The sequence below is a fragment of the Sulfitobacter sp. HI0129 genome (assembly GCF_001635395.1).
GTDB lineage: Bacteria > Pseudomonadota > Alphaproteobacteria > Rhodobacterales > Rhodobacteraceae > Sulfitobacter.
Map to the genome: position 1 here is coordinate 1 of NZ_LWGH01001116.1, position 1,468 is coordinate 1,468.

1 protein-coding gene and 1 pseudogene are annotated in these 1,468 nt (G+C 58.9%); one reads left to right on the top strand and one right to left on the bottom strand.

The window, feature by feature from the left end; all coding sequences use genetic code 11:
• A pseudogene (locus A3764_RS26365) lies at nucleotides 1-133 on the top strand (helix-turn-helix domain-containing protein); the annotation flags it as partial.
• A 679-nt stretch (nucleotides 134-812) separates the two neighbouring features.
• Here the strand turns inward: A3764_RS26365 and A3764_RS23435 are convergent.
• Nucleotides 813-1,468: multicopper oxidase domain-containing protein (locus tag A3764_RS23435; RefSeq protein ID WP_150122438.1), on the bottom strand; the 656-nt coding region annotated here is incomplete at its 5' end.

The following is a 1,468-nucleotide window of genomic DNA, read 5'->3' on the forward strand; positions in this document are numbered from 1 at the left end:
TGCCCGTCTTGAAAGCGGTCAGCGCCGGGTCGACGTTGTCGAACTGGTCGTTTTGGCGCGTGCCATCGGCTTTGATCCGTTCCAGCTTCTGGCGATCGTTGAAGCCGCCACGGAGCCCGACCACAGGATTTGAAGCCAATGAATTGTTGAGAACACGGAAACCCATTTTCCCGGTCTGATGATCATTCCCTCCTCGAGGACCAGTTAGCCAACATCAAAGAAGCCCGGCGCGCGGTCGTAGTGAACGCTCTGCAACCCCACGCCGCAATTCGCAGCGCCACAGTGCAGGAAGTCAGTAAACAGTGAACGATGATAGGGGTGAGGGCGTCGCGATCGCCAATCTGATCGGGACCGATGGGTGCAGTGTTGTTGGTTGGGTTTATCGCTGGAGTACAGGCTCACATGCGGTGATGTGGGACGTCCAAGGGCCCCAGCCGGTATCGGAAACCCGGCCGGATATAAGTGACGAACAGAAGCAAGAAATCGACTTCGATGCGCTCATGCGGATTCGAAAAAGTGACAGTGGATAGGCTTCTCAGGCAGCCGCCAGTTCATATTGATGGAAAGGGTCTGCGAGCGTACCGGTCATTGGAGCAGATGGCAGCGAAGGTCTCGAAGGAGCCCTTTTTGACGAATGCTGCCGAGCGACTGAACGGCCGCTTCGGCGGACCCGCAGCTTAGCGAGGTGTTCTCCGTTCGGGTCTAGACATACTCCGTAATGCGTTTCAACAAGGCGACACCGGCACCTGATAGAACGCCGCAAGAAGACGTAAGCTCTTGACGACGCCCGGTGTCGAGCGGGTGGGGTCCTGTTATGTGACCGTAAACTGCCCCATCATGCCCGCATCCTCGTGTTCGAGGATGTGGCAGTGATACATGAATGGTGTCTCTTCCGAAGCCAGCTTGTCGAACCTCAGCAAGATTTCGGTCGGACCCTGCACACGGACAACATCTTTCCAACCGATCTGCGCCGAGTCGACCGGCCGCCCGTTCTGACTCACGACCCGAAAGGAAGTCCCGTGAACGTGGAAGGTGTGCCGCATCATCATGTCGGCATTAATGCGCCAAAGCTCGGTTTCGCCTGCGCGGACGGTCTCATCAATGCGATCCATGCCGTAAGGTGCACCGTTGATCCCCATCGTCTGGCCGCCGCCACCCATCATGCCGCCGCGCATCATGCCCCCGGTGTGCATGTTGAGGGTGAAATTGCGCCTGCGGACCGGATCGCCGAGTGCGGGCGCATCCGAAGGCAGCGAGGTGGGCAGGCGGGTGGGGCCGGCGGGCGCAGCTTCGCCTACATCAAACGACATGATCTCGAGCGGCGCACCACTGTTTCCATCCATCCCCATCATGCCGCGGTCGCCCATCATGCCTCTATCGCCCATCATCATGGAGCCGCCCCTGTCACCCATCATGCCCCCGTTCATCACGCCATTCATCCCGATGTCGCGCGAGACAAGAGAAACAG